16 protein-coding genes are annotated in these 19,194 nt (G+C 67.5%); 10 read left to right on the top strand and 6 right to left on the bottom strand.

Translation table 11 applies throughout. The annotated features are described in order from the left end of the window. Positions 1 to 48 precede the first annotated feature (48 nt). From SBI20_RS13220 to SBI20_RS13200, 5 genes are all read left to right on the top strand, one after another. On the top strand, positions 49 to 2,151 hold the full coding sequence (locus SBI20_RS13220) for an FUSC family protein (protein ID WP_317975462.1): 2,103 nt from the start codon (positions 49 to 51) through the stop codon (positions 2,149 to 2,151). Further along, entirely contained in the window at positions 2,148 to 2,378 is a 231-nt protein-coding gene (locus tag SBI20_RS13215; RefSeq protein ID WP_317975461.1) for a DUF1656 domain-containing protein, read from the top strand. Before SBI20_RS13220 ends, SBI20_RS13215 begins: the two co-directional genes overlap by 4 nt. Then, positions 2,378 to 3,394 carry an HlyD family efflux transporter periplasmic adaptor subunit gene (locus SBI20_RS13210; protein WP_317975460.1) on the top strand — a complete coding sequence of 339 codons (1,017 nt, stop codon included), beginning with the start codon at positions 2,378 to 2,380 and terminating at the stop codon, positions 3,392 to 3,394. Before SBI20_RS13215 ends, SBI20_RS13210 begins: the two co-directional genes overlap by 1 nt. Positions 3,395 to 3,432: 38 nt before the next feature. Continuing rightward, entirely contained in the window at positions 3,433 to 4,965 is a 1,533-nt protein-coding gene (locus tag SBI20_RS13205) for an efflux transporter outer membrane subunit (protein WP_317975459.1), read from the top strand. A 106-nt stretch (positions 4,966 to 5,071) separates the two neighbouring features. Continuing rightward, a complete protein-coding gene (locus SBI20_RS13200) occupies positions 5,072 to 5,608 on the top strand; it encodes a nucleotidyltransferase family protein (protein WP_317975458.1) in 537 nt (178 codons plus the stop codon). A gap of 33 nt (positions 5,609 to 5,641) precedes the next feature. Here the strand turns inward: SBI20_RS13200 and SBI20_RS13195 are convergent, their stop codons facing one another. The 4 genes from SBI20_RS13195 to SBI20_RS13180 form a co-directional block, all read right to left on the bottom strand. After that, positions 5,642 to 6,514 carry an XdhC family protein gene (locus tag SBI20_RS13195; protein ID WP_317975457.1) on the bottom strand — a complete coding sequence of 291 codons (873 nt, stop codon included), beginning with the start codon at positions 6,512 to 6,514 and terminating at the stop codon, positions 5,642 to 5,644. Positions 6,515 to 6,703: 189 nt separating this feature from the next. Beyond that, positions 6,704 to 8,191 (bottom strand): NAD-dependent succinate-semialdehyde dehydrogenase, encoded by a 1,488-nt coding sequence (locus SBI20_RS13190; RefSeq protein WP_317975456.1) that lies wholly within the window; start codon positions 8,189 to 8,191, stop codon positions 6,704 to 6,706. A 109-nt stretch (positions 8,192 to 8,300) separates the two neighbouring features. After that, positions 8,301 to 9,653, bottom strand: coding sequence for an omega-aminotransferase AptA (aptA, locus tag SBI20_RS13185; protein ID WP_317975455.1), 1,353 nt, complete (start codon positions 9,651 to 9,653; stop codon positions 8,301 to 8,303). A 122-nt stretch (positions 9,654 to 9,775) separates the two neighbouring features. Beyond that, complete coding sequence (locus tag SBI20_RS13180; RefSeq protein ID WP_317975454.1) at positions 9,776 to 10,699, bottom strand: LysR substrate-binding domain-containing protein; 924 nt, start codon at positions 10,697 to 10,699, stop codon at positions 9,776 to 9,778. 333 nt (positions 10,700 to 11,032) lie between these two features. On the opposite strand from SBI20_RS13180, the gene SBI20_RS13175 reads away from it, so the two are divergent. Then, positions 11,033 to 11,524 carry a cupin domain-containing protein gene (locus SBI20_RS13175; RefSeq protein WP_317975453.1) on the top strand — a complete coding sequence of 164 codons (492 nt, stop codon included), beginning with the start codon at positions 11,033 to 11,035 and terminating at the stop codon, positions 11,522 to 11,524. 21 nt (positions 11,525 to 11,545) lie between these two features. Here the strand turns inward: SBI20_RS13175 and SBI20_RS13170 are convergent, their stop codons facing one another. Next, positions 11,546 to 12,649, bottom strand: a complete 1,104-nt coding sequence (locus tag SBI20_RS13170; RefSeq protein ID WP_317975452.1) for an ABC transporter substrate-binding protein — start codon at positions 12,647 to 12,649, stop codon at positions 11,546 to 11,548. Positions 12,650 to 12,755: 106 nt separating this feature from the next. On the opposite strand from SBI20_RS13170, the gene SBI20_RS13165 reads away from it, so the two are divergent. From SBI20_RS13165 to SBI20_RS13155, 3 genes are all read left to right on the top strand, one after another. Further along, positions 12,756 to 14,723, top strand: coding sequence for an NAD(P)-binding protein (locus SBI20_RS13165; protein WP_317975451.1), 1,968 nt, complete (start codon positions 12,756 to 12,758; stop codon positions 14,721 to 14,723). A 145-nt stretch (positions 14,724 to 14,868) separates the two neighbouring features. Continuing rightward, positions 14,869 to 15,852, top strand: a complete 984-nt coding sequence (locus tag SBI20_RS13160; RefSeq protein ID WP_317975450.1) for a sterol desaturase family protein — start codon at positions 14,869 to 14,871, stop codon at positions 15,850 to 15,852. A 139-nt stretch (positions 15,853 to 15,991) separates the two neighbouring features. Then, on the top strand, positions 15,992 to 16,606 hold the full coding sequence (locus tag SBI20_RS13155) for a hypothetical protein (RefSeq protein WP_317975449.1): 615 nt from the start codon (positions 15,992 to 15,994) through the stop codon (positions 16,604 to 16,606). Positions 16,607 to 16,631: 25 nt separating this feature from the next. Here the strand turns inward: SBI20_RS13155 and SBI20_RS13150 are convergent, their stop codons facing one another. Continuing rightward, positions 16,632 to 17,423 (bottom strand): GntR family transcriptional regulator, encoded by a 792-nt coding sequence (locus SBI20_RS13150; RefSeq protein ID WP_317975448.1) that lies wholly within the window; start codon positions 17,421 to 17,423, stop codon positions 16,632 to 16,634. 369 nt (positions 17,424 to 17,792) lie between these two features. On the opposite strand from SBI20_RS13150, the gene SBI20_RS13145 reads away from it, so the two are divergent. Beyond that, positions 17,793 to 19,187, top strand: coding sequence for an aminotransferase (locus SBI20_RS13145; RefSeq protein ID WP_317975447.1), 1,395 nt, complete (start codon positions 17,793 to 17,795; stop codon positions 19,185 to 19,187). Positions 19,188 to 19,194 lie beyond the last annotated feature (7 nt).

Raw genomic sequence — 19,194 nt, 5'->3', positions numbered from 1 at the left:
GTCGTCGCGCCGCCCTTCCATCATGCCTTTTCTTATGGAACCAAGCCCTTGCCGGTAAAGCTCCTCTCCTCGATCCGGCCTCCGAACTTTGCGCAGCTGATGTTCGCGTTCAAGACGGTGCTGGCCGCGTTCCTGGCCTTGTGGATCGGGCTGTGGGTCGGCCTGCCGATGTCGTTCTGGTCGATGACCACGGTGTTCATCGTCTCCAATCCGCTCGCCGGGGCGACCCGTTCCAAGGCGATCTTCCGCGTGATCGGCACGTTCGCAGGCGCAGCCTTTGCCGTGGCGGTGGTGCCGGGCCTGTTCGAATGGCCGCTGCTGCTCTCGGGCGTGCTGGCGGCGTGGGTCGGTCTGTGCCTGACGATCTCGCTGCTCGACCGTTCGGCGCGGTCCTATACCCTGATGCTGGCGGGCTATACCGCCGCGATCATCGCCTTCCCCAGCACCAACAATCCTTATGGCGTGTTCGACACCGCCGTTGCCCGCGTGACCGAAATCACACTGGGCATCGTGGCCGCCACGCTCACCCACAGCATCATCATGCCGCTATCGGTCTCGGTCCCGCTGGGCGGACGCCTTGAGCGCTGGATGCGCGATGCCGAGACCTGGCTGGCCGACTGCCTGACCCGCGACGCCCCGCGACGCACCCCGCGCGAGCAGCAGCAGCTGGCGGTCGACGTCGTCGATTGCGCGCTGATGACGACCCATGTGCCCTTCGACACCTCGCACTGGCGCGAGGCGACCGGCACGGTGCGCGCACTGCTCGAACGCATGGTCCTGCTGCTGCCCCTGCTCTCGGGCCTGTCCGACCGCCGCGCGGCCATCGCCGCCGTGCCCGAAAACCCCGACCCCGATCTCGACCGTGCGCGGATGGCCGCCCAGGACTGGCTCGCGGCAGGCAGCCCGAGCGATGCCCTGCCCGATCTCTCGATGGCCGACAGCACGCTCTTTGCCAATGCGCGCACCGCCGACTGGCACGACCTGCTGGTCATCAGCTATCGCGTGCGCCTGGCCCAGGTCGTTGCCCTGCTGGGCGAATGCCGTCAGGCGCTCAATCACCTGCGCGACCCCGATGCCCCCATTCTGGCCTCGTTGCGCAGCCCGCGCGCGGCCTTCCGCCTGCATCGCGACTTCGGCCAGGCCCTGATGGCCGGCATCGCGGCGGCGGCGGCGGTGTTCGCCTGCTGCGTGATCTGGATCTATTCGAGCTGGGCCGACGGCGCCGGGGCGGCGGCGATGACCGCCGTGTTCTGCTGCCTGTTCGCCTCGCTCGACAATCCGGTCCCGATGATCCTGCGCTTTGGCGTGGCGATCTGTCTGGGCGTGCCGATGGCGGGGGTCTATGTCTTCGCGATCCTGCCCATGGTGCACGATTTCCTCGCCATGGCCATCGTGCTCTCGCCCCCGCTGCTGGCCATTGCCTATTGCGTGGGCAACCCGCGTCTGGCCGGTCAGGCCACGGCCATGGCCATGGGTTTTTGCGCCGCGGTCAGCATCCAGGAAACCTACCAGCAGGATTTCGAGCATTTCATCAACGCCAACATCGGGCAGGTGCTGGCGGTGATTCTGGCCGCGGGCTTTACCGCAGGCCTGCGCAATCTGGGCACCGACGTGGCGATCAAGCGCCTGCTGCGTTCGCTCCAGCGCGACCTCGTGCGGTTGTCGGCCAGCCCCGTCGCGCCCGACCCGTCACAGGTTCTGGCCCGCGTGATGGACCAGACCGCGCTGCTCACCCAGCGCCTGAGCACCGACACCGAAGGCGTCCTCACCGCGCAGGAAGGCCTTCGCGAAGTGCGTCTGGCGCTCAATCTGGTGGCGATCCAGCATGCCCGCACCGGCGCGCCCCTGCGCCAGCAGCGCGCGCTTTCGATCCTCCTGCGCGAGGCCGAACGCTACTTCCGTTCGTGGCGGCCCGACGCGCCGCCCCCGCCCGACGAGCGCCTGCTCCACCGCATCGACCGCGCGCTGCGCCTGATCCTGCGCGATGGCATGGACCTCGATCCCCAGCCGCTGCCCTTCGGCCATCCCGATGCACGCGACCGTCCCCATGCCGTCGCCGCGCTGATCGCCTTCCGTCGCAATCTCTTCCCCAATAGCCCCAGCCCCGTGCTGCATTTCCCAACGACTGGCCCGGCGGAGCTTCCGGCATGACCTTCTCCCCCGCTTTTTCCGAATTCAACTTCGGTGAATTCTTCATCGCGTCGGCCCCGGTCACCGCCACCATGGCGCTGATCGTGGCGCTGGTCATTCACCGCGTGCTGATGGCCTTGCGGTTCTACCGCTGGGTATGGCACCCGGTCCTGTTCGATACGGCCCTGTTTGTGGCGTGCTGGGCGCTGCTCGTGCGCTTTCCCCAGTTGATCAATGGATGGTTGTGATGCCCAATTCTGCCTCTCCTGCTCTTCGCAAAACCATCCAGGTCGGCGTCACCGGCGCACTGGTGGTCGTCGCCGCGCTCGGCTCGCGCCTGCTGTGGAACCACTATCAGGCCGATCCCTGGACCCGTGACGGGCGCATCCGCATCGATGTCGTTCAGGTCGCGCCCGACGTTCAGGGGCTGGTGACCCGCGTGGCGGTGGTCAACGACCAGCCGGTCCACAGGGGCGACGTGCTCTTCGAGATCGACCGCTCGCGCTATGAACTGGCCCTGCGCGATGCCGAAGACGCCATCGAAAAGGCCAATGCCGGGATCGAGAGCGCCAGCGTATCCCTCGCCGAGGCCCAGCGCGAGGCCAAGCGCAACCACGCGCTGGGCGATCTGGTCCCGCTCGAAGTGACCCAGCAGAGCGACACCCGCGTCGCCGAAGCCGAGGCCGCGCTCGCGCAGGCCAACACCGCCCGCTCGATGGCGATCTCGGCGCGCGATCTGGCCAAGCTCAACCTCACCCGCACGGTCGTGCGCGCCTCGGTCGACGGCACGATCTCCGACCAGTCGCTGCGTCCGGGCAACTATGTCTCGCCCGGCAAGGCGGTCATGGGTCTGGTCGACAGCGGCTCGCTGCGCGTCGAAGGCTATTTCGAGGAAACCAAGCTGCCCCACGTCCGGGTCGGCCAGATCGCCACGATCCGCCTGATGGGCGAGCACCGCCTGCTCAAGGGCCATGTGACCTCGATCGCCATGGCCATCGAGGATCACGACCGCACCGGCAGCGCCAACCTGCTTCCGGCGATCAACCCCAGCTTCTCGTGGGTGCGCCTGCCCCAGCGCGTGCCGGTGCGTATTGCCATCGACGAGCATCCCGCCGGGGTCGCGCTGATCGCGGGCCGCACTGCCTCGGTCACCCTCGCGCCCGACGACGTGCCGCTGTTCAAGCCCGCCTCCACCCCCATCGCCCAGCCCTCGGCGCAAGCGCCCGCGCAAGTGGCCGAACAGGCCTCGGAGCCGGCCAAGTGAAGCAGCTTCCCCGCACGATACCCCCCGCAAGGGGCAGGATGCGCCCGAACGGCCAGCGCCTGCTGGTCGGCGCCGCGCTGCTCGCGCTGGCCGGGTGCAAGGCCGTCGGCCCCAACTATCACCTGCCCAAGGATTCGGCCTTTGCCGATCCCAAGGCCCAGGGCGCGTTCGGGTCTGTCCCGGCCGGGTCCGAGCTGACGACGAGCGAACCGCTGCCCCCGCGCTGGTGGCACCTTTATGACGATCCCGTGCTCGACAGCCTTGAGGAAGGGGCGCTGGCCGCCAACACCGACTTGCGCGTGGCCTCGGCCAATCTCGAACGCGCGCATGCCCTGACCGAAGTGGCGCGGGGCGCCAAGGATATCGAGATGGGGGTGGACGCAAGCTACTCCTACACCCAGCTTTCGGGGGAATCCTTCCTCCAGTTCAAGCACGTCCCGGTCTCCAGCCTGGCCGACATGGGCGGCAATGCGACCTATCAGGTCGACCTGTTCGGCCGCATCCGCCGCTCGATCGAGGCCGCCCGCGCCGACGAGGAGGAAGTCGCCTCGATCCGCGATACCGTCAAGGTAACGGTCGCCGCCGATGTCGCGCGGGCCTATGTCGGCGTGTGCGCGGCCCATGAAGCCGAAGACCTCGCCGTGCGCTCGATCGCCATCGAGCAGCGCCTGCTCGACATCAACCGCCGCATGGCCCGTGCCGGGCGCAGCGCGGCCCCCGATGTCACCGCCGGAGAGGCCCGCCTCGCCCAGGCGCAGGCCACGCTTCCGGCCTATCGCGCCGCCGCGCGCGCCTCGCTCTATCGCCTTGCCGCGCTGATGGGCCGGGTGCCCACCGACTACCCGCGCGAGGCCGAAGCCTGCCGTTCGGTACCCCAGTTGCGCGCGCCCCTGCCGATCGGCGATGGCGCCGCGATGCTGCGCCGCCGCCCCGATGTGCGCGCGGCCGAACGCGGGCTGGCCGGCGCCACGGCCCGCGTCGGCCTGGCCACGGCCAACCTCTATCCGTCGGTCAGCCTTGGGGTTTCGGGCGGCTCGGTCGGCCTTGTCCGCAACCTGGGCACCGCGCTCACCAACAACTGGGCCTTGGGCAGCCTGATCCACTGGTCGATCCCGACCGCTGGCATGCGGGCCCGCGTCCGCGCGGAAAAGGCCGGGGCCAAGGGCGCGCTGGCGCACTTCGACGGTGTCGTGCTGGGCGCCCTGCGCGAGACCGAAACCACGCTCAACACGTATGCCGAAGACCACAACCGCCACCTAGCGCTCGATGCCGCGCTCGAGGCGGCGCGCACCGCAGCCGACCAGGCCCGCCGCCTGCGCGAAGCGGGCCGCGCCAACATCAGCGCCGATCTGGGCAGCCGTCAAGGTGCCCTCGGGGCCGAGGCCGCCGTGGTCGGATCGCGCCACGAGATCGCCATGGACCAGATCGAACTGTTCCTCGCGCTCGGCGGCGGCTGGGGCGACGAACAGCCGGTGACCGGGGAACCGGCAACGCACGAACCGCCGCCCGTCACCGGCGCGCAAACGCCCGCTGCTCCCAAGGCGGAGGCCCCCAAAGCCGAAAAGAAGTAAGCCCCACCCGTTCCGGGCGCGAAAGGACATTACCCTGCCCCTAGGCCCCCCGCCCCCTTCCCCCGCGCCCGGAACCATCCCCCCTCCCCTGCGACTGGCCGCCCTCGTGCTGGCAGGGGGGCGGGCAAGCCGCTTTGGCGGGGGCAAGCTGGCCGCCGATCTGGGCGGGCAGCCGGTGGTCGCCCATGTCGCGCGCGCGCTTTCCGGGCTGGCGCTGGCGCGGCGCGTGGTCGTTGCCGGGCCCGATGTGCCACCCCTCCCCGGCTTCGAGACGATCCCGCTCGATCCGCCCGGCGCGCCGCTGTCGCGCTCATTGGCGCAAGGTGTCGCCGCGCTGGAGGATGTGGACGCCGTGCTGATCGCGCTGGCCGACATGCCGATGGTGCCGCCAGCCCATTTCGCCGCGCTGGCCGCCGCCTTCGACGGGGACCGCATCGCCAGCCAATGTGGCGGGCAAGTCCTGCCGCCCGCGATCTTTGGCGCAGGCCATTTTGCCGCGCTCAGGGCCCTGTCGGGGGATCGCGGCGCGGGGGCCCTGCTGCGCGGCGCGCCCGCGCTGGCGCTCGATCCGGCCCACGCGCTCGACATCGACCACCCCGAAGACCTCGCCCGCGCGCAAGCCCTGCTCGACGCGCGCGCCTGATCTCCATTCAGGCCAGTTGGTCAGGCCAGTGGATCAGGCCAGCGGGTGAAGCGCCTCGTAGGCGCCCATGATCTCGGCCAGCGCCGAAAGCGCCAGCACCCCCGGCTCGCGCGTGCGCGGGATCAGGCCGACCGGGCTGGTGATCCGCGCCAGCCTGTCCGGCCCCAGCCCATCGCGCGCCAGATCCTCCAGCCGCGCCTGCCGCGCGCGCAGGCCCCCTTGCGCGCCGATGTAGAAAGCCGGGGTATCGAGCGCCCAGCCGAGCAGCGCGCGCTCCCACTCATGGTCGTGAAACAGCAGGAGAATCGCCGTCCACGGATCGGGCCGCACGGTTTCGGGCGGCACCCCGCCCAGACGCAACAATTCGGGCCCTTCGTAAGCGGCCTGATCCTTGGAAAACACCGTGGTCGCGATGCCCATCGTGCGGGCCAGGGCCGCCGTGGCATCGAGTTCGGCCCCCTCGCCGAACAGGATGAGCGAGAGCGGCGGAATATAGGGCCGCTCGCGCAGCAGATGCGCCGGAGCCCCCTCGGGCAGGGCCAGCGGCAGGCTGGCAGGCTGGCGCGCATCGAGCGCGGCCACCGTCCGGGCCAGCGCCGCCCGGTCGGGCGCGGGATCGAGCAGGATGTCGAGCCCGCCGCCACAGGGCAGGCGAAAATCGATGATCGGCGAGCCGCGGCCATAGCGCTGGAGCAGCACGTCCCCGCCCGGCACCAGCCCGGTCAGGTCATTGGCCAGTTGCCGCTCAAGGCAGACATCGGCCAGACTTCCGGCGATGGCCTCTCCCGCAAGGGTCATCTGCGCGCCGACCCGCCGCGAAAAGCTGCCATCGATGCCCACCACCGTGCACAGCCCGCCCCCCGCAGCATGGGCAGCCCGCAAGGCCGCATGGTCGGTATGGATCATGGTCTTCCTTCAGCGCGCAAACAGGGGCGCGCCGGAATACCTTCCCCCTGCCGCCTTGACCATAGCCCGGCGACAGGGGGCAAGCCTCCTGTGGCACATAGTCTGATCGAAATTCGCCGAAGAGGCGAATTTCGGTGGGGGAGCGGGCCGGTGCCGAACGATCCGAAACGACAGTTTCGGATCAGACGCTCAAGCCTCCGACACCGCGATGCAGGCCAGCTTGACGTCGAGGTAGTCGTCCATGCCCAGATGCGAGCCTTCGCGGCCCAGCCCCGATTCCTTGACCCCGCCAAACGGCGCGACTTCGGTCGAGATCAGCCCGGTGTTGATGCCCACCATGCCATATTCGAGCGCCTCGGTCAGGCGCCACTGGCGCCCGGCGTCAGCGGTATAGGCATAGGCGGCCAGCCCCGAACGGGTATCGTTGGCCAGCGCCACCGCCTCGGCCTCGGTCGAAAAGCGGATCAGCCCGGCCAGCGGCCCGAAGGTCTCCTCGCGGTTGAGCAGGGCATCGGCAGGAACATCGGCGATGACCGTGGGCGCATGGAACCGGCTGCCCAGTTCGGGCGCGGCGGCGCCGCCCGCCAGAACCTTGCCCCCGCGTGCCACTGCATCGGCGACATGGGCAGCAACCTTGGCCACCGCGCGCTCGTCGATCAGCGGGCCCTGATCGACCGGCCCTTCGAGGCCGGGGCCCATCCGCATGGCCGCAACCCGCGCGGCAAGCTTTTGCGCAAAGGCATCATGGACCGCCTCGTGAACGAGGAAGCGGTTGGCACAGACGCACGTCTGCCCGGTGTTGCGGAACTTGGAGGCCAGCGCCCCTTCGACCGCCGCATCGAGATCGGCATCCTCGAAGACGATGAACGGCGCGTTGCCGCCCAGTTCGAGGCTCACCCGCTTGACCGTCCCGGCGCATTGTGCGGCCAGCAGCTTGCCCACCGCGGTCGAGCCGGTGAAGGTGAACTTGGCCACGCGCGGATCGGTGGTAAGCACTTCGCCAATGGGCTTGGCCTGTCCGGTCACCACGCTCAACAGTCCGTCGGGCAGGCCTGCTTCCTGTGCCAGAACGGCCAGCGCCAGCGCCGAGAACGGCGTCAGTTCCGAAGGCTTGATCACGATCGGACAGCCCACCGCCAGCGCCGGGCCCGCCTTGCGGGTGATCATCGCGAGGGGGAAATTCCACGGCGTGATCGCGCCGACCACGCCGACGGGCTGGCGGGTGACGACAAGGCGGCGGTCGGGCTGGTGCGGGGCGATCACCTCGCCCATCACGCGCCGCGCCTCGTGGCCGAACCATTCGAGGAACGAGGCCGCATAGAGCACCTCGCCGCGCGCCTCGGCCAGAGGCTTGCCCTGTTCGGCGGTCATGATCAGCGCCAGATCGTCGGCGTGCTGCTTGACCAGCGCCGCCCAGGCCAGCAGGACCGCGCCGCGCTCCTTGGCGCTCTTGCGCTTCCAGCCCGCAAAAGCGGCATGGGCGGCGGCGACGGCTTCCCCGGCGTCGGCCGCGCCCAGATCGGGAACATGGCCGATCACCGCGCCGGTCGCGGGATTGTCGACCGCGATGGTCGCGGCGCCCTCACGCCAGTTTCCGCCGATGAACGCGGCCTCGCGCCACAAGTCAGGACGGGCGAGCTGGGGACGGATCTGGGCCTTTTCCATGACTGCGGTCATTTGTATCACCTTGTCAGCACTGATCTTTGAAGGGGGCGCAAAGCCACGCGGGGTGCCGCCCAGATGGGGACGACACCCGCGCGAAACAACCTTCGCGCCCGCGTCCCGATCAGGCCAGGTCCTTGAGCAGCGTGCGCAACGTGCCGACGATCTCGTCGATCTGGTCGCCCGAAATGATCAGCGGCGGCGAAAGCGCGATAATGTCGCCGGTCGCGCGGATCAGCAGGCCACGGTCGAACGCCTTCTGGAACACTTCGGTTGCGCGGGCACCGGGCGTGCCATCGCGCGGGGCCAGTTCGATCCCCGCGACAAGGCCCAGATTGCGGATGTCGACCACATGAGGGCAATCGGCAAGGCTGTGGACCGCCTCTTCCCACTTGGCCGCCATCGCGCCCGCGCGGGCAAACAGCCCTTCCTCGCGATAGATCTGCAACGTGGCGAGCCCCGCTGCCGCCGCCACCGGATGGCCCGAATAGGTGTAGCCATGATAGAACTCGATCCCCTCGGGCGAACCCTCGACGATGGCATCATGCACTTCGCGGCTGGCGACCACGGCGCCCATCGGCACGGTGGCATTGGTCAGCCCCTTGGCCAGCGTGATGATGTCGGGCGTCACGCCGAACAGCTCGGCCCCGGTGGCCGCGCCCAGACGGCCAAAGCCGGTGATCACTTCGTCGAAAATCAGCAGGATGCCATGCTTCCTGGTGATCTCGCGCAGGCGCTGGAGATAGCCCTGCGGGGGCACCAGCACGCCCGCCGACCCGGCCATCGGCTCGACGATCACCGCCGCGATGGTTTCCGCGCCGTGGAGCGCGATCAGGTCCTCCAGCTCGTCGGCCAGCGCGCCATTGCCCGGCTGAAGCCCGCGCTGGAAACGCACGGCCTGCCCCTGCGTGTGCGAAAGGTGATCCACCCCCCAGACCTGGCTGACAAAGCGGCGGCGATTGCCGCCAAGGCCGCCCACCGAAAGCCCGCCGAAATTGGTGCCATGATAGCCGCGCTGGCGACCGATCAGGCGAAAGCGCGTCTGGTCGCCGCGCGCATGGTGATAGGCCAGCGCCATCTTGAGCGCGGTATCGGCGCTTTCCGACCCCGAATTGGTGAAGAACACCCGGTCAAGCCCGGCGGGCATGATCTTTGCCAGTTCGCTCGCCAGACGGAAGGGCAGCGGATGGCCGAGCTGGAACGTCGGCGCGAAATCGAGCGTGCCCACGGCCTCGGCCACGGCTGCGCCGATCGCGGCCCGGCCATGCCCGGCATTGACGCACCACAGCCCCGAAGTCGAATCGAGCAGGCGGCGCCCGTCGGAACTGGTGTAATACATCCCCTCGGCCGCCACGAGCAGGCGCGGATTGTCCTTGAAATAGCGGTTGTTGGTGAACGGCATCCAGAAATGGTCGAGATCGACCCCCGCCGTGCTGGCAACATCGAAAGAAGCGGGCTGCGTGGTCTGCGTGGCCATGACGGTGTTCGAACTCCCTGCGATCCAATGACAGCTGCGATCATCAGATCTGCGCCGCCCGCACGGAAGGGGGAAAAGGCGAGTCGACTGGTGCCCTCCATGCACCAGCCCACTGGGCAGACCTATTCCGCCCGCTCGCGCAGAAAGGTGCGCAGCCGCGCGATGGCCGGATTGCTGGCCCGATCCGCCCGCGTCACGAGGCAATAGGAGCCGATCGCCACCGCCTGCATGCCCGGCACGCAAACCTCGACCAGCGCCCCCGAAGCCAGATCCCCGGCGACCAGATAGCGATTGGTCAACGCCAGCCCGCGCCCCTGCCGCGCCCCAGCCAGCGCGAGATGGGCATGCCAGAGCAGCGGTCCGGGCAAGGCCGCCCCCTCGACGGCAAGGCCATTGCGCCGCAACCAGAACCGCCACTGTTCCTGGTCTTCCTCGTGCAGCAGGGGCGCATGCAGCAGGTCTGCCGGTGCGGCGCCCGCCCACTGCGCCGCCAGCGCCGGGCTCGCCACCATCAGCACGGGCGGCCGTGCCAGAACCAGCGTGGCCAGCCCCGGCCCGCCCGGTGCGGGCATCCAGCCATCGCCATAATAGCGGATGTCGACATCGGCCTCGAACTGCATCAGGTTGGCCGGGCGGTCTGTCGGGCGCAGTTCGACCTGAAAGCCCGGCCCGGTCCGCTCGAAGGCGGCGATCTGGTCGGACAGCCACTGCGCGGCAAAACCGGGCACGCACCACAGCCGCAAGTCCTTGACCTGCCCTTCGGCCATGATCTCGCGCGTGGCGCACACGACATCGAGCATCGCCGCCGAAATCCGCGCATGATAGGCGCGCCCCGTCTCGGTCAGGCCCAGCCGCCCCACCTGCCGGTCGATCAGCCTGACCCCGAGCCATTCCTCCAGCGTCCGCAAGTGGCGGCTGACCACCGCATGGTCGAGCCGCAGCACCGCCGCCGCGCGCCGGACACCGCCCACGCGGCCCACCACCTCGAACGCGCGCAGGGCGGCAAAAGGCGGAATGGCCTTCCCGGAAAGATAATCGTCGTGCACGCCAGTCCTTTGCAAAAAGGCATCGCTTCGGGCGCGCCTTGCATACCATGAAATGCACGGTGCCCCAAACGCACCATGGTGCCCAAGAGCCCCCTGAGAGCCCGACCCCAAAGTCCTTCGGGTCGGTTTGGCGGGTCTTTTGTGCCACCACGGCGTCGGCTGTTCGCCACGATGCTTCCAGCATCGCTGGGCTCTCAGCCTCCTTGTGGTGACCCAAAATCCCTCGCCAAACCTCCGCCGACCGACTTTTGGGTCGGGCTCTGAGAGAGTCATTGACGGCGCTATCCACAATGGCGATTGAGATCGCAGTTACGCCAAAAGGAGACCATCCCGATGCGCCCGATTGCCCGCGCCGCGCTTTGCCTGAACCTGAGCCTGCTCCCCCTCGCGCTTGCCGCGCCGCCCGCTCTGGCCGACACCGGGCCAGCCAGTACCGGGACAGCCAGCATTAACCACCCCGCGCGGCTGGCCGGCAGCGCCGTGGCCCGGGCCCTCGCGGGCGCGCAGGCCCATCACTCGACCGACGACAAGGGCGTGGCCGTGGCCGACCTGCCCCAGCTCCATTCGGCTGATCGCAAGTTCATGAGCGGGGCCTATTCGGTCGCCGGGCCCAATCAGGAGATGTTCACCGGCGAAGGCTATCCGGTCAACGAATTCATGGTCTTCCTCGAAGGCGGGGTCACCCTCACCTCGGCGGACGGCACCGTCCTTGCGGTCAGGGCCGGGGACAGCGTGAGCATTCCCAAGGGCTGGCTGGGCACCTGGTCCTCGCCCGGCTATCGCAAGTTCTATGTGATCTACGCCCCCGAAAACCCGGTCGAATAAGGCCTGTCGAATGAGGCGCGATCACGCCGCGCGGACGCGGGTGATCGTATCCTGAAACGCGCGATAGGCGTCCTCGCCCAGATAGGTGGCGTACTGGCAGCGGGCCAGCGCCGCCTCGGGCGGGAAGATCACCGGGTTGTTGCGATAATCGGGCTCCATCAGCGCCAGCGCGGCCCCGTTGGGGGTGGGATAGCGGATCGTGCGGGCAATGTCGGCCCCGGCCTGCGCGCTCAGCAGATAGTTGATGAAAGCATGGGCCGCCTTGGGATTGGGCGCGCCAGCGGGAATGCAGAGCTGGTCGGATTGCAGGATCGAGCCTTCCTTGGGCACGACGAAGGCCAGATCCTTGTCCTCGCGCATGACCTGGGCGATATCGCCATTGTACTCGATCACGATGTCGCAATCGCCCGAGAGCAGCAGATCCTGCCCGTTGTCGTCGTGGAACGTGGCGATATTGTCCTTCTGGCGGATCAGCAGGTCCTGCACTTTGGCAAGAGCCCCCTTGTCGAACCGGTTCATGTCGGCGCCCTGATAGATCTCGGTCAGCCGGCACAAGTCCGCCGCATCCGACAGCACCGCGATGCGCCCCTTGTAGCGCGGCGAATCGAGCACCCATTTCCAGCTGTCGGGCACGCCATCGACCTTCGACTTGCGATAGCCGATACCCAGCACCAGCCAGGTATAGGGCACCGCATATTTGCGGCCCGGATCGAACGGGGCGTCCTGGAACCGGGGCAGGATGTTCTTCATGTTGGGCAGCTGGGCGTGGTCGAGCGGCATCAGCATGCCCGCCCTGGCCATGCGCTGGACGAAATCGTTGCCCGGCACGATCACGTCATAGCCCGGATTGCCGCCGCGCAGCTTGGCGAACAGCTCGTCGTTGTTGGAATAGAGGCTCATGTTCACGCCGATGTCGCTGGCCTCTTCAAAGCCCGACAGCGTGTTCTTGCCGACATACGTATCCCAATTGTAGAAATTGAGCGTCTGCGCGGGCTTCTTCTTGCAGCCTGCCAGCCCCGAGAACGAAATGCCCACAGCCGCCGCGCCCAATCCGGCCAGAATCCCCCTTCGCGTCGGATGGGCAGGCATGACGGTGGGCATGGCGGGGGTCGGGGTAGTGGTCATGGTCGCCCTCATGGTCTGGCCCGTCTGGATTTCGGGCATTGCTTTTGATCGTGATATGTGATCACAGGGCAAGGGTAAAGCCCCCAGGCAGGGAAGAACCGCGATCATGGCATCCGACGACCATTCCGCCAATGGACTTACCGACAGCCTTACCGATGGATTTTCAAGGCGCGCATTCGTCCGCTCCACCACTGCGGCAGGCGCCACACTCGCCACGGGATTGGCCACGGGATTGGGCAGCGCCCTCGCACAGGCCGCCCCCGCCCTCCACCCGGTCGAACCGGGCGGCCTCTATCCGCCGCTGCGCACCGGCATGCGCGGCGCCCACCCCGGCTCGTTCGAGGTCGCCCACGCCTTGCGCGATGGCGAACAGGTCGGCCAGGCGCTGGCAGGCCCGGCCAGCGAGACTTACGATCTGGTCGTCGTGGGCGGCGGCATCAGCGGGCTGAGCGCCGCCCTGTTCTATCAGGACCGCCACCCGGACGCCAAAATCCTCATTCTGGACAACCACGACGATTTCGGCGGCCACGCCAAGCGCAACGAATTCATGGTGCGCGGGCACCGGCTGATCCTCAACGGCGGCACGGCGGGAATCGAAAGCCCCACCCCCTACAGCGCGCAAGCCGATGGCCTGCTGCGGCGGCTGGGCATCGACGTGCCCGCGCTGGCCGCCCGCTATGGCGATGGCGAGAGCGAGGATGGCACGCTGGCGGGGGTGCACCTGGGCCGCGCGGCCTTCTTCGACAAGGAACACTTCGGGCGCGACGCGCTCGTCCCCCTGCCCGAGGAGGGGCCCCTTGGCGACGCGCTCGCGCAGGCCCCGCTCTCCCCCGCCGCCCGCGCCCAGATCGCCGCGCTCGAAGCGGGCGCCACCGATCCGCTTGGGGCCATGCCGATGGCGCAGCGCAAGGACTACCTGAGCACCATCAGCTATCGCGACTACCTGATGAAGCACGGCGGGCTGGGCGAGGAAGCACTGCTGTTCTACCAGAACCGCCCGCTCGGCTGGTGGTGCGTGGGGGCCGACGGGATCTGCGCGCTCGATGCCTGGGGCACCGGTTTCTTCCCCGGTTTCAAGGGCCTCAAGCTCGAAAAGGGCGGCACGATGCGCATGGGCTATACCCCGCGCGGCTTTGCCAGCACCGGGGGCAGCTATGATTTCCATTTTCCCGACGGCAATGCCACGATCGCCCGCCTGCTGGTCGCCCGGCTGATCCCCGGATTCATGGCGCCGGGCATCACGCCCGAACAATCGATCCTCGCCCCTTGCGACTATGGCGCGCTCGACCGCCCCGGAAACGCCGTGCGCCTGCGCCTGTCGACCCCTTGCGTCCACGCCGTCAACCGCGATGGGGCTGGCGTCGATCTTGTCACCGTCCACGCGCAAAAACCCAACAAGATCGCCGCGCGCCATGTCGTGATGGCCTGCTGGTCGATGATCGTACCCTATCTCGTCCCCTCGCTCCCCGCCGAACAGAAAGCCGCGCTGCACGAACTGGTCAAGGAACCGCTCGTCTATGTCAGCGTCGCGCTCGACAACTGGCGCGCCTTTGCCAAGGCCGGGCTGGGCTCGATCCAGTTCCCGCAGGCCTTCTATCACAGCGCCTCGCTCGACCGCCCGGTGACCATCGGCGGCCATCAGGGGCCACGCTCACCCGATGATCCGATCCTCGTTCACCTGACCCACATCCCCCACCAGCCCGGCCTTCCCGAACACGACCAGAGCCGCGCGGGCCGCGCGCAATTGCTGGCCACCGATCTCGCCCGCTTCGAGGACGAAGCGCGCGACCTGCTCACCCGCGCGCTCGGCCCCCATGGCTTCGACGCCACGCGCGACATCGCCGCGATCACCGTCAACCGCTGGCCCCATGGCTATGCGCCCGAATACAACGCGCTGTGGGATGCCCGGACCGACGATGATCCCGCCGCCCCGCACCGGGTCGCCCGCCGCCCGTTCGGCGCCATCGCGCTCGCCAATTCCGACACGGGCCGCGCGGCCTATACCGACAGCGCCATCGACCAGGCCTGGCGCGCGGTGGGCGAGTTGCTCGGGACACCCGCCGCCCCTGCCTGAACAGTCCGACCGGACCGCTCTCCCTCCCTGCGCAATCGTGCGCACCCTGCTGTCATTATACTGTAGACGCGGGGCGACGTTCGTATTACCTTATCCACAATAAGTATTACTGACATGGGTGGACAAGTATTACGAGGGCTAGGACATGAACGGAGTTCGGGTAGGTAACAGGCTGATAGGAACACAGGCGCCGGTCACCGTGGGCTGGGAAAACGTCCCCCGCGTCGAGGGCGGGCCGGTGAAGCAGGCATTTTTCACCTATTTCCAGCCAGCGGTGCTCTTCGCGATCATCCTGTTCTGGTGCTATGCACCCAATTCCATCGCCAAGGCATCGGTGGCAATCGGAATTGGCATTGCTTTCAAGGTCTTGCTTCTTTTTCTGGAATGGCTCTTCCCGCGTCACGACAGCTGGAAGCTGACCTGGAAAGAATTGACCACCGACCTTTTCTATGTCGGACTCGGCTATACTGCGATCCGCATTGTCGATGACTATATCGGCTCTGGCGTGATGGTCGAATCGATCCAGCACTTCTTCCACTGGGACAAGTTCGACTGGTTTCTCGGCCTCCCCATTCTGGTTCAGGCCTTCCTGATCTCGTTCATCTTCGATTTCGGGCAATACTGGATGCATCGCGGGATGCACAACTGGTACCCGCTGTGGCTGCCCCACTCGGTTCACCACTACATCACCCAGCTCAACATCAACAAAGGCGCGGTCGGCAATCCGGTCGAGATCTTCCTGATCGGCTTGGGTATCGGCGGCTTCTTCGATTTCCTGCCGCGCGCAGCACTGCTCGCAGGCGGGATCGGCATGGCCATCAGCACCTACCAGCACATCAACGTGCGTTTCAACACGCCAGCCTGGTGGCGCTTCCTGTTCAACACCACCGAGCATCACAGCGTGCACCACTCGCTCGATTTCGAGGCGAGCCGGAGCAACTATTCGGGCACCTACATCTTCATCGACCGCATGTTCGGAACCTGCGTCGATGGCGAGGCCGAAGTGCTGGGCATGGAAGGCGGGCGCCGCATGGGCCTGCGCGAACAGATGACCTTCCCGTTCACCGACGCCTGGAAGACGATCAAGGGCAAGTTTGCCCGTCATCCGGACACCGTCCCGGCGGAATGAACCTGCGAGCCGCATGAAACGGACCGGAAAGGCGCCAGCCCCCCGCCTTTCCGCCACCCGCTCTCCGGTCATTCACACCCCCACCCCATCCCGGATCTTCATCCGGGCCGTACCGACACACTCTCCCAACGGAGAAAGCATGAACGCGCGTATCATCGACTGGATCTGGCATGTTCGGGGTAGCCTGCCACTCACACCAGGCCAAACGGCCGACGAGGCCTTCGACCGTCTCGAACCCCTGTTCGGAGAGGCCGGAACCAGCCACACCCGGCGCGACTCCACGCTCACCTTCACCAAGAAGGACCAGGCCGCGCAGGACAAGATGGCGGTCTTCGACCATGGCGAACTGCGCATCGAGGAAAGCCCGACCGGCCCGATCCTGCGCTATCGCCTCAACAGCCGCGCGCTGCTGCTGTGCTTCCTCGCGCCGCTGCTGTTTCTGGGGCTGGCCCAGTTGACCGTGCTGCTTGCCCGCCCGGAAAAGCCCGATGCCGCACAAGTCGACGCCAGCGGCAAGCCGGTCGGGAAAAAGAAGGTCGAACGGCCGATGAACCCGATCGACAAGGCGCTGGGCATGCCCGCGCCCGAAAAGCCCAAGGATGGCGACAAGGATAAAAAGTCCAACCCCCGCAAGCCCTCGACGACCCCGGCCTATGTCTTTGCCGGCCTGTTCGCCGCGCTCTATGTGATCGGCCGTTTCCTCGAAGCCTGGCTGATCAAGGGCCTGTTCCGCAAGCGCCTGATGGCCGCCTGACCGATGAAGCAACCCGCGCCCGTTTTCACTGCGTAAGCCGTTCCCAGTCCTGCATGAGGTCGGCACAATCACCGATGTCACCCAGAACGGCTTCGGCCAGCCCCCGGGCATCGCCCTTGGCGATGGCCTTGGTGGCGGCCTGATGGTGATCGACCAGCGCGGCCGTGCCATAGCGGCCATAGACCACGCGCATGAACGGCCCGAACTGCATCCACAGGCTCTCGATCATGCGGTTGGCCAGCGGCATCGGCGCCGCGCTGTAGATCAGCGAGTGAAAGCGGAAGTTCGATTCCATGTAGGCGTTCACGTCGCCCTCGCCCAGCGCGGCATCGGTCGCCTCGTCGGCGGCGCGGATGGCCCGCAACCGCTCGGCATTGATGTATGGCAGGGCCGCCATCGCCGCCTCGGGTTCGAGCAGGGTGCGCAGGCGCATGATTTCCTCGAACCGTTCGAGCGTCATGCGCGGCACCATGACCGCGCGCTTGGACCGGATGTCGACCGCCCCTTCCGCCGCGATCCGGCTGAGCGCATCGCGCACGGGCATCTGGCTGACCCCCATCTGCTGGGCAAGGCCGCGCGTCGAAATGCCCACCCCCGGCGCGATCTTGCCGGTGATCAGGCGATAGCGCAGGTCGTTGTAGACCTGCTCGCGCAGCGAGGACGTGGCCTCGGCCACTTCCTCGACCGCAGCCCCGGCAGCCTTCGCCCCGGTTTTTGAAGACGCCTTTGCAGCCGCCTTCGCACCGGCCTTGGCAACCCTGGGCGTGCGCGCGGGCTTGGCCGCAGCCTTGACCAGGCCAGCTTTCGGCGCGGTCACTTTCGCGGAGCCGGCCTTCGCGAGACCGGCTTTCGCGGGGGCAGCCTTGGCCTTGGGGGCCGATACCTTGGCTGCGGAGGCCTTACCCGCGAGGGCCTTCTCTGGAAGTGTCTTCTCCGGGAGTGCCTTATCCACGGGCGCCTTCACGGGTGCGCCTTGCTCGGCCTTGCCCTGCCCGTTCGCCCCGGTGGCGCCGTTCTTCATGCCTGTCCTGTCCAAACTCGCTGTGGCTTTGCAGCGATCCTAGAGTCTGATTGCGAATTCACCAACCGGCGAATTGTCCAATGCGCAAAAACCGTGCGTTTCCGTTGACGCCCCGTCGCACGCACCTTATCTGTGATCATAGATACTCGAAAGGCCGCGTCCACGATGTCCTCTCTCCGCAATCACGACATTCCCGCCCTGCGCCAGCTCGATGTCGCGCATCACCTGCCCGCGCAATCGAGCTATGCCCTGCAACAGGAACTGGGCGGCAGCCGCATCATCACCCATGCCAAAGGCTGTACGGTCACCGATGGCGAGGGGCACAGCCTGCTCGACGGCATGGCCGGGCTGTGGTGCGTGAACGTGGGCTACGGGCGCGACGAACTGGCCGAAGTGGCCTATCGCCAGATGCTCGAACTGCCCTATTACAACACCTTCTTCCGCACCGCGACGCCCCCGCCGGTCGAACTGGCCGCGCGTCTGGCCGGGCTGCTGGCCAAGGCACACGGCGGCGAATTGCAGCACATCTTCTTCAATTCGAGCGGGTCGGAATCGAACGACACCGTGTTCCGCCTCGTGCGGACCTACTGGATGCTCAAGGGCCAGGGCGACCGCAGCGTCTTCATCAGCCGCCACAACGCCTACCACGGCTCGACCGTCGCCTCGGCCAGCCTTGGCGGCATGGATTTCATGCATGTGCAGGGCGGCCTGCCGATCCCCGGCATCGAACATGTGATGCAACCCTATCCGTTCGGCGAGGGCTTTGGCGAAGACCCGGAAGCGTTCGCCGCCCGCGCGGCGCAGGCCATCGAGGACCGCATCCTGGCCATTGGCCCCGAAAAAATCGCCGCCTTCATCGGCGAGCCGGTCCAGGGCGCAGGCGGCGTGATCATCCCGCCCCCCGGCTACTGGCAGAAGGTCGAGGCGATCTGCCGCAAATATGGCATCCTGCTCGTCGCCGACGAAGTGATCTGCGGCTTTGGCCGGTTGGGCAGCTGGTTCGGCTTCCAGCATTTCGGCTTCACGCCCGACATTGTGTCGATGGCCAAGGGGCTGTCCTCGGGCTACCTGCCGATCTCGGCCACCGCCGTCAGCCGCGAGATCGTCGCAACCTTGCGCGCCTCGGGCGAGGAATTCGTCCATGGCTATACCTATTCGGGCCATCCGGTCTGCGCCGCGGTGGCGCTGGCCAACCTCGACATTCTCGAACGCGAAGACCTGATCGGGCGCACCGCGCGCGACACGGGCCCCTATCTGGCTGCCGCCATGGCCGAGCGCCTCGCGCCCCATCCGCTGGTGGGCGAGGCACGCTCGCTCGGCCTCATCGGCGCGGTCGAGATCGTTGCCGAAAAGGGCACCAACCGGCGCCACGGCGGCGGCGGGAAAGCCGGGCCGATCGTGCGCGACCACTGCATCGCGCGCGGGCTGATGGTGCGCGCAATCCGCGATTCCATCGTGATGAGCCCGCCGCTGGTGATCACCCATGCGCAGATCGACCAGCTGGTCGACACCATCGCCGCCGCGCTCGATGATGCGGGCGAGGCCTTGTCCCGGTTGTAAAGTCGCC

The organism is Novosphingobium sp. IK01, from assembly GCF_033242265.1.
Taxonomy (GTDB): Bacteria; Pseudomonadota; Alphaproteobacteria; order Sphingomonadales; family Sphingomonadaceae; genus Novosphingobium; species Novosphingobium pituita.
The sequence above is the reverse complement of the archived record's forward strand: the minus strand, read 5'-3'. Positions and strand labels throughout refer to the sequence as shown.

What these genes read in the sequence shown, in the direction of transcription:
- SBI20_RS13170 (WP_317975452.1), bottom strand. Translation starts at nt 12,649, where the DNA reads ATGACCACTACCCCGACCCCCGCCATGCCCACCGTCATGCCTGCCCAT.
- SBI20_RS13175 (WP_317975453.1), top strand. Translation starts at nt 11,033, where the DNA reads ATGCGCCCGATTGCCCGCGCCGCGCTTTGCCTGAACCTGAGCCTGCTC.
- SBI20_RS13190 (WP_317975456.1), bottom strand. Translation starts at nt 8,191, where the DNA reads ATGACCGCAGTCATGGAAAAGGCCCAGATCCGTCCCCAGCTCGCCCGT.
- aptA (WP_317975455.1), bottom strand. Translation starts at nt 9,653, where the DNA reads ATGGCCACGCAGACCACGCAGCCCGCTTCTTTCGATGTTGCCAGCACG.
- SBI20_RS13155 (WP_317975449.1), top strand. Translation starts at nt 15,992, where the DNA reads ATGAACGCGCGTATCATCGACTGGATCTGGCATGTTCGGGGTAGCCTG.
- SBI20_RS13195 (WP_317975457.1), bottom strand. Translation starts at nt 6,514, where the DNA reads ATGATCCATACCGACCATGCGGCCTTGCGGGCTGCCCATGCTGCGGGG.
- SBI20_RS13210 (WP_317975460.1), top strand. Translation starts at nt 2,378, where the DNA reads ATGCCCAATTCTGCCTCTCCTGCTCTTCGCAAAACCATCCAGGTCGGC.
- SBI20_RS13215 (WP_317975461.1), top strand. Translation starts at nt 2,148, where the DNA reads ATGACCTTCTCCCCCGCTTTTTCCGAATTCAACTTCGGTGAATTCTTC.
- SBI20_RS13160 (WP_317975450.1), top strand. Translation starts at nt 14,869, where the DNA reads ATGAACGGAGTTCGGGTAGGTAACAGGCTGATAGGAACACAGGCGCCG.
- SBI20_RS13165 (WP_317975451.1), top strand. Translation starts at nt 12,756, where the DNA reads ATGGCATCCGACGACCATTCCGCCAATGGACTTACCGACAGCCTTACC.
- SBI20_RS13145 (WP_317975447.1), top strand. Translation starts at nt 17,793, where the DNA reads ATGTCCTCTCTCCGCAATCACGACATTCCCGCCCTGCGCCAGCTCGAT.
- SBI20_RS13205 (WP_317975459.1), top strand. Translation starts at nt 3,433, where the DNA reads ATGCGCCCGAACGGCCAGCGCCTGCTGGTCGGCGCCGCGCTGCTCGCG.